The 7,595-nt window shown below is 67.5% G+C and carries 7 protein-coding genes; 6 read left to right on the top strand and 1 reads right to left on the bottom strand.

Annotated elements, in window-relative coordinates; genetic code table 11:
- A partial coding sequence (locus tag AC1D00_RS17985; protein ID WP_477011576.1) for a LysR family transcriptional regulator occupies positions 1-265 on the bottom strand: 265 nt, incomplete at its 3' end.
- A gap of 121 nt (positions 266-386) precedes the next feature.
- On the opposite strand from AC1D00_RS17985, the gene AC1D00_RS17980 reads away from it, so the two are divergent.
- The 6 genes from AC1D00_RS17980 (at position 387) to AC1D00_RS17955 (ending at position 7,316) form a co-directional block, all read left to right on the top strand.
- The gene (locus AC1D00_RS17980; protein WP_477011577.1) at positions 387-1,808 is read left to right on the top strand and encodes an amidase; all 1,422 of its coding nucleotides are present in this window, start codon (positions 387-389) and stop codon (positions 1,806-1,808) included.
- A 99-nt stretch (positions 1,809-1,907) separates the two neighbouring features.
- Positions 1,908-2,858, top strand: a complete 951-nt coding sequence (locus tag AC1D00_RS17975) for an ABC transporter permease (RefSeq protein WP_477011575.1) — start codon at positions 1,908-1,910, stop codon at positions 2,856-2,858.
- The gene (locus AC1D00_RS17970) at positions 2,855-3,748 is read left to right on the top strand and encodes an ABC transporter permease (RefSeq protein ID WP_135172655.1); all 894 of its coding nucleotides are present in this window, start codon (positions 2,855-2,857) and stop codon (positions 3,746-3,748) included. Before AC1D00_RS17975 ends, AC1D00_RS17970 begins: the two co-directional genes overlap by 4 nt.
- A 2-nt stretch (positions 3,749-3,750) precedes the next feature.
- Positions 3,751-4,764 carry an ABC transporter ATP-binding protein gene (locus AC1D00_RS17965; RefSeq protein WP_477011574.1) on the top strand — a complete coding sequence of 338 codons (1,014 nt, stop codon included), beginning with the start codon at positions 3,751-3,753 and terminating at the stop codon, positions 4,762-4,764.
- The gene (locus AC1D00_RS17960) at positions 4,761-5,765 is read left to right on the top strand and encodes an ABC transporter ATP-binding protein (protein ID WP_477011573.1); all 1,005 of its coding nucleotides are present in this window, start codon (positions 4,761-4,763) and stop codon (positions 5,763-5,765) included. The genes AC1D00_RS17965 and AC1D00_RS17960 overlap by 4 nt, the downstream gene beginning before the upstream one ends.
- 54 nt (positions 5,766-5,819) lie before the next feature.
- Positions 5,820-7,316, top strand: coding sequence for an ABC transporter substrate-binding protein (locus AC1D00_RS17955; RefSeq protein WP_477011572.1), 1,497 nt, complete (start codon positions 5,820-5,822; stop codon positions 7,314-7,316).
- Positions 7,317-7,595: the final 279 nt, after the last annotated feature.

The following is a 7,595-nucleotide window of genomic DNA, read 5'->3' as shown; positions in this document are numbered from 1 at the left end:
GGCCGGATGCAACCGCGCGCGCAGCTTCGGCGCCGTCGGCCGCAAGCGCCAGCGCCTCGCTGGCGCGCGCCAGCAGCGCCTGGCCCGCCTCGGTCAGGTCCATGCCGCGCGTGCCGCGGYGGAACAGCGGCGCGCCGATCTCGGCTTCCAGCTTGCGGATCTGGACCGAGAGCGGCGGCTGCGCCATGCGCAGCCGTTCGGCGGCCTTGCCGACGCTGCGCGCCTCGGCGACGGCGACGAAATAGCGGAGCCGGCGAAGATCCATTGGCATACCGAAAACGTATGGGTTGACGACCAAAATCGTATTGGACGGCGAGTTAACAAAACTGTCATTCTCGCTGTCAATGGCCGGCCAACGGGGGCCGGCTTCGGAGCGTGATGTGACGATGAACGGCGATCCCTGCCTGCTGTCCGCAACCGAGCTGCGCGGCCTCATCGCCGACAAGCGGATCTCGCCCGTCGAGATCACCCGGGCCGTGCTCGCGCGCGCCGAGGCGCTCCAGCCCCAGTTGAACTGCTTCATCACGATCTGCGGCGACGAGGCGATGGCGGCGGCGCGCGCCGCCGAGCGCAAGATGATGGCCGGCGAGCCGCTCGGCCTGCTGCATGGCATCCCCGTGACCGTCAAGGACATCGTCAACACCAAGGGGGTGAAGACCACCTTCGGCGCCGTTCCCTACAAGGACAACGTGCCGGCCGAGGACGCGGTGGCGGTCGCGCGGCTGCGCGCCGAGGGCGCGATCCTGATCGGCAAGACCACGACGCCGGAATTCGGCAGCAAGTGCCTGACCGACTCGCCGCTGTTCGGCCGCACCCGAAATGCCTGGGACGCCTGCCGGTCCTCGGGCGGCTCCAGCGGCGGCGCGGCGGTTGCCGTTGCCAGCGGCATCGCGCCGCTCGCGATCGCGACCGACGGCGGCGGCTCGACGCGGATTCCCGCCGCCTGCAACGGCGTGGTCGGGCTGAAGCAGAGCAACGGCGTCATCCCGCACAGCCAGGCGCTGGACGTGTTCGGCAACCAGACCTACGTCACGCCGACCACGCGCACCGTCGCCGACACCGCGCTGATGATGCAGGCGATGGCGGGCGAGGACCCCTGCGATCCCTGGTCGATCGGCGTTGGCGTGCCCGATTTCGTCGGCACCGCGGCCCCGCGCGGCGATCTGCGCGGGCAAAGGATCCTGTACTGCCTGACGCCGCCGGGCCGTCCCGTGTCCGCCGAGGTCGCCGCCAGCTTCAGGGCGAGCCTCGACCGGCTGGCCGGGCTCGGCGCCGAGCTCGAGGAATTCTCCGGCGAAGGTTTCGACATCGAGCCGATCTGGCGCGCCATCAACCACACCGTCTGGCGCACGCGCTTTGCAAAGCTTGCGGCCGAGCACAAGGACGAGCTGAGCGAGGCCTTCCTCAAGCAGCTCGCGCTCGCCACCGAGGTCAGCGGTGTCGACTACCAGGAGGCGATGTTCGCGCGCACCGCGCTGTTCCGCCGCGTGCAATCGCTGCTTGCGCGCGGGCACTTCCTGGCGATGCCGACCCTCACGCGCACCGCGCTGCCGATCACGCAGGATCTGTTCGGCACCATCGAGATCGACGGCGTGCATTTCGACAGCGTCCGGCCGCACTGGTTCCCCTGGACCATGCTGTTCAACATGACCGGGCATCCCGCCGTCAGCCTTCCCTCGGGCTTCGGCCGCGACGGCCTGCCGATCGGGCTTCAGCTCGTCGGCCGCTTCCGGCGCGATGCGGAATTGCTGCGCGTGAGCGCGCTGTTCGAGGCCTCCGCCGACCTCCTGTCCCGCTGGCCGGAATGACGACATGCGCATGCAGCTAGGCACTTGCGCGCAAAGGACTTGCGTCCGCCGTCCGGACATGTTGATCGTGCCGCGGATGAGCTTTGAACCCGAGCGCGCATGAGCGTATTTGTCCTCCGACGTGTCTTGACCTTGCTGGCGACGCTGGTCGGCGCATCCCTGATCATTTTCCTGGTGCTGGATGCGCTTCCCGGCAATGCCGCGCAGATGCTGATGGGGGCCGACGCGTCGCCGGACGCGGTCCGTGCGCTCACCGTCAAGCTCGGGCTCGACCAGCCGCTGGCGGTTCGCTACCTGCAATGGATCAAGGGCCTGCTCGTCGGCGATCTCGGCAACAGCTATGTCTACGGCACGCCGGTCGGCAGCCTGATCGCGGAGCGGCTGGTGCTGACCATTCCGCTCGCGATCATGGCCATGTCGATCACGGTGACGCTGGCGCTCTCGGCCGGCATCTACACCGCCGCCAACCACAACAAGCTCGGCGATGTCGGCGTGATGTCGCTGACGCAGGTCGGCATCGCGCTGCCGAATTTCTGGTTCGCGATCCTGCTGGTGCTGTTGTTCTCGGTGCGGCTGCAATGGCTCTCGGCGGGCGGCTTCGCCGGCTGGGAGGATGGCATCTGGCTGGGGGTCAAGTCGCTGCTGCTGCCGGCAATCTCGCTCGCGGTGGTGCAGGCCGCGATCCTCGCCCGCGTCACGCGCTCGGCCGTGCTCGAAGTGCTGCGCGAGGATTTCGTCCGCACCGCGCGCGCAAAGGGGCTCGGCAAGCGCGAGGTGCTGTGGCGCCACGTGCTGCGCAACGCCATGATCCCCGTGATGACGGTGATGGGCCTGCAATTCGCCAATCTGCTCGCCGGCACCATCGTGATCGAGAACGTGTTCTACCTGCCGGGCCTCGGCCGCCTGATCTTCCAGTCGATCGCCAATCGCGACCTGATCGTGGTGCGCAATTGCGTGATGCTGCTCGCGACCATGGTCGTCATTGTCAATTTCGTGGTCGACGTGCTCTATGCCTTCATCGATCCCCGCATCAAGGTGCACGACCTGTGAGCGCGCCCCTGACCACCTCGATGGATGCGCCGGTCGCCACGCGCCCGCTGCCCGCGCGCACGTTCTGGCGCCGCGCGCTGCGCCATCGCAGCTTCGTCCTCGGCGGCGCGCTGAGCCTGCTGGTGCTCGTCTCGGCGCTGCTGTCGCTGGTCTGGACGCCCTGGTCGCCCTACGAGATCGACATCGCCGCGAAGCTCCGGCCGCCATCGGCGGCGCACTGGCTCGGCACCGATTCCTTTGGCCGTGACATCGTCTCGCTGCTGCTCGCCGGCGCCCGCTCCACCATCATGGTCGGCATCATTGCGGTCAGCATCGGTCTCACCTTCGGCGTTTGCCTCGGCCTGATCGCCTCGGCGCGGCGCGGCTGGACCGAAGAGATCATCATGCGCTTCTCCGACTTCACCTTCGCCTTTCCGGCCGTGCTCTCCGCGATCATGCTCGCCGCGGTCGTGGGGCCGGGCATGGTGACCTCGATCATCGCGATCGGCATTTTCCAGATCCCGACGCTGACCCGGCTGACGCGCGGCTCGGCCAACGCGATCTGGGCGCGCGAATTCGTGCTGGCCGCGCGCGCCTCGGGCAAGGGCAGGTTTCGCATCACCATCGAGCATGTGCTGCCCAACATCCTGTCGATCCTGATCGTGCAGGCGACGATCCAGTTCGCGCTCGCCATTCTCGCGGAGGCCGCGCTGTCCTATCTCGGCCTCGGCACGCAGCCGCCGCAGCCGTCCTGGGGCCGCATGCTGAACGATGCGCAGACCTTGCTGTTCCAGTCGCCGATGCTCGCCGTCTATCCCGGTGCCGCGATCGCGGTCGCCGTGCTCGGCCTCAATTTGCTCGGCGACGGCTTGCGCGATCTGCTCGATCCACGACTGGCGCGGGAGCGATGACGATGGCTGAGCGCTCCACCATGCCGCTGATMGAGGTTGCCAATCTCGGCGTCCGCCTCAACACCAGCCGCGGCCCGGCGCAGGCCGTGCGCGGCGTCAGCTTCTCGCTGAAGCGCGGCGAGACGCTCGGGCTCGTCGGCGAATCCGGCTGCGGCAAGTCGGTCACCGCGATGTCCCTGATGGGCCTGTTGCCGGACAGTGCCGTGGTCACCGGCAGCATCAAGCTCGATGGCGGCGAGCTCGCCGGGCTTGCGGATGCGGACTACTGCCGCCTGCGTGGCAACCGCATCAGCATGATCTTCCAGGAGCCGATGACCGCGCTCAATCCGATGCACACGATCGGCCACCAGGTCGCCGAGCCGCTGCGGCGTCACAAGAACTTCTCGGCGTCGCAGGCGCGGAAAGAGACGATTGCCTTGCTTGATCGCGTCGGGCTGCCCGATCCGGCGCGTCGCGTCGATGCCTATCCGCACCAGTTCTCCGGCGGCCAGCGCCAGCGCGTCACCATCGCCATGGCGCTCGCCTGCGAGCCCGACCTGTTGATCGCGGACGAGCCGACCACCGCGCTCGACGTCACCATCCAGGGCCAGATCCTCGACCTCATCGCCGATCTCGTCGAGGAGCGCGGCATGTCGATGATCCTGATCTCGCACGACCTCGGCGTCATCGCCGAGAACGTCCAGCGCATGATGGTGATGTATGGCGGCGCCGTGGTCGAGAGCGGCCCGACCGACGAGGTGTTCCGACGCATGGGTCATCCCTACACCCAGGGCCTGTTCCGCGCCCGGCCGAAGCTCGGCGCGCGCAAGGGGACGCGGCTGAAGACGATCTCGGGCACTGTGCCGGAGCTGGCGGATCTTCCGGCCGGCTGCACCTTCTCCGAACGTTGTCCGCTCGTGATCGATCGGTGCCGCGCGGCGCTGCCGCCGATGGTCGAAGTCGGTCCCGGTCACGTCGTGCGCTGCGTGCGCACCGATGTCTCGATGGCCGAGAATGTCGGAGCGCTGTCCGCATGAGCACAGCGCCTCTTCTCGACGTCAGGGATCTCGAGCAGCGCTACACGCTGCCGCGCGAGAGCCTGTTCCGTCCGCCCGGGCAGGTGCGCGCGCTCAACGGCGTCAGCGCGCAGGTCCAGGCCGGCAAGAGCCTCGGCATCGTCGGCGAGTCCGGCTCTGGCAAGTCCACTTTTGCGCGCGTCGTGATGGCGCTGGAGCGGCCGACATCGGGGCAGGTCGCGCTGCTCGGCCGCGATCTCAACCGCCTCCCGGCCGACGAGCTGCGCCGCGCGCGCCGCGACTTCCAGATGGTGTTCCAGGACCCCTACGGTTCGCTCGATCCGCGCCAGACCATCGCCCGTATCGTCGCCGAACCCTTGACCGTGCTGGACGGCGCTGATCGCACCACGTTCCGGGAACGCGTCGCCGCGGTGCTGCGCCAGGTCGGCCTGCGCGATGCCGACATGGACAAATATCCGCACGAATTCTCCGGCGGCCAGCGCCAGCGCATCGCGATCGCCCGCGCGCTGATCACCCAGCCGAAGCTGATCGTCGCCGACGAGCCGGTCTCGGCGCTCGACGTCTCCGTGCAGGCCCAGGTCCTCAACCTGATGCAGGATCTCCAGGACCAGTTCGGGCTGAGCTATGTCCTGATCAGCCATGACCTCGCCGTCGTCGACTATCTCTGCGACGAGGTCGCGGTGATGTATCTCGGCCGGATCGTCGAGCAGGGGCGGCCGGAGGATCTGTTCGAGCGCTGCGCCCATCCCTATACGCGGGCGCTGCTGGATGCCGTGCCGCGGGCGCGCGCCGGCGGCGGCCGGCGCCGGCGCGGGGCCCAGGCAATCGCCTCGCAATCGGCGGCCGCCACGGGGTGTCCCTATGTCGCGCGATGTGCGCTCGCCGACCAGCATTGCCGCGAGGCCCTGCCTGAGCTACGCAAGTTGGGCGGGGCGCATCTCGCCGCATGCCACAAGGCGGAAGCCGTGATGGCGTTGCCGCCGCCTGCCGCGGAGGGTTAGTCTCGGGCGCAGGATTGGCGTAGACTGGGAATTGAGAAGGCAGGGGAGTTACGCATGTTCAGGAAACTATCCATCGTCGCACTCACTGCCGCGCTTGTCGCGGCGCCGCTGCCGGTGCTGGCCCAAAGCAAGAAAGACAGCGTCGTCATGGCGATGGCGCTGGAGCCGCCGGGGCTCGATCCCACCAACGCGGCCGCTGCCGCGATCGCCGAGGTCGCGCTCTACAACATCTATGAGACGCTGACCAAGATCAACGAGGACGGCTCCACCTCGCCCCTGCTGGCGGAAAGCTGGACTGCTTCGCCCGACCTGAAGACCTACACCTTCAAGCTGCGCAAGGGCGTCAAATTCCACAATGGCGAGCCGTTCGACTCCGCCGCGGTGAAATTCTCGTTCGAGCGTAACGGGGTGCCCACCAGCACCAACAAGGACAAGAGCCTGTTCCAGAGCTTCGAATCCGTTGCCGCGCCCGACGCCGACACGGTCGTGATCACCCTGAAAAACTCCGAGCCGAACCTGCCGTTCCTGATGGGACAGGCGAGCGCTTCGATCGTCGAGCCGAAGAGCGCTGCCACCAATGTCACGCAGCCGGTCGGCACCGGGCCCTATCAGCTCGGCGCCTGGGCCAAGGGCTCCTCGATGACCCTGACCAAATGGGCCGATTACCGCAACGCCGCCGCGATCAAGCTCTCGAAGGTGACGATCCGCTTCATCTCCGATCCGTCCGCGCAGACCGCGGCGCTGCTCTCGGGCGACGTCGACGCGTTTCCGCGCGTCGCGGCCCAGCGCACCATCGCGCAGTTCAAGGCCGATCCGCGTTTCAACGTCCAGGTCGGCGGCTCCCGCGCCAAGACCATCGTCGCGATCAACCACCGCAAGAAGCCGCTCGATGACGTCCGCGTGCGCCGCGCCATCCTCGCCGCGATCGATCGCAAGGCCATGATCGACGGTGCCGTCGACGGCTTCGGCACGCCGATCGGCAGTTTTTACGTGCCGGGCGCGCTCGGTTTCGTCGATACCACCGGCATCAACCCCTACGATCCCGAGAAGGCCAAGAAGCTCCTCGCCGAAGCCGGCGTCACCACGCCGCTCGAGCTCTCGCTCAAGCTGCCGCCGCCGTCCTATGCGCGGCAGGGCGGCGAAATCGCGGCGGCCCAGCTCGCCAAGGTCGGCATCATCGCCAAGATCGAGAACGTCGAATGGGCGCAATGGCTGTCGCAGGTGTTCGCCGGCAATGGTCCGCACAATTTCGACCTCACCATCGTCAGCCATGTCGAGCCGTTCGATCTCGTCAAGATCACCGAGCAGGACTATTACCTCGGCTACAACAACGAGGCGTTCAACGCTCTCTACAAGCAGATCGTCTCCACGCCGGATGAAGCCGCCCGCGCCAAGCTGCTCGGCGACGCCCAGCGCATGCTGGCGACCGACGCCGTTTCCGCCTACCTGTTCCAGCCGCAGCTCATCACCATCACCAACAAGAAGCTGAAGGGCGTCTGGAAGGAAGTCCCGCAGTTTGAGAACGATTTCTCGACCTGGTATTGGGAGTAGGAGGGGCAGGGGCGCCCACATCGTTCAGGGCGCGCGGCTCGTTGCTGTGCCCTCTCCCCTTGGGGGAGAGGGCGGCGACGCGGGTAGACACGGACTCGCAAGGGTGAGGGGTCTGTCTCAGCGCACGAATCTCGCGAGATGAATTCGCGGAGAGCGCGATTTTAAGCCGGCCATCCAGTGGCGGTCTCTGGAGCCCTCGCCGCAGCCACGGGCGCCCATCCAGACTTCGCGCTCGTTAAGGAACTGGTTACCCGTCAATGTCACCATTCGCATATAGCT

Source organism: Bradyrhizobium sp. P2_E8, from assembly GCF_056403875.1.
Note: the sequence above shows the minus strand (reverse complement) of the source record. Positions and strands in the feature narration are given on the sequence as shown.

What these genes read in the sequence shown, in the direction of transcription:
- AC1D00_RS17980 (WP_477011577.1), top strand. Translation starts at nt 387, where the DNA reads ATGAACGGCGATCCCTGCCTGCTGTCCGCAACCGAGCTGCGCGGCCTC.
- AC1D00_RS17975 (WP_477011575.1), top strand. Translation starts at nt 1,908, where the DNA reads ATGAGCGTATTTGTCCTCCGACGTGTCTTGACCTTGCTGGCGACGCTG.
- AC1D00_RS17960 (WP_477011573.1), top strand. Translation starts at nt 4,761, where the DNA reads ATGAGCACAGCGCCTCTTCTCGACGTCAGGGATCTCGAGCAGCGCTAC.
- AC1D00_RS17955 (WP_477011572.1), top strand. Translation starts at nt 5,820, where the DNA reads ATGTTCAGGAAACTATCCATCGTCGCACTCACTGCCGCGCTTGTCGCG.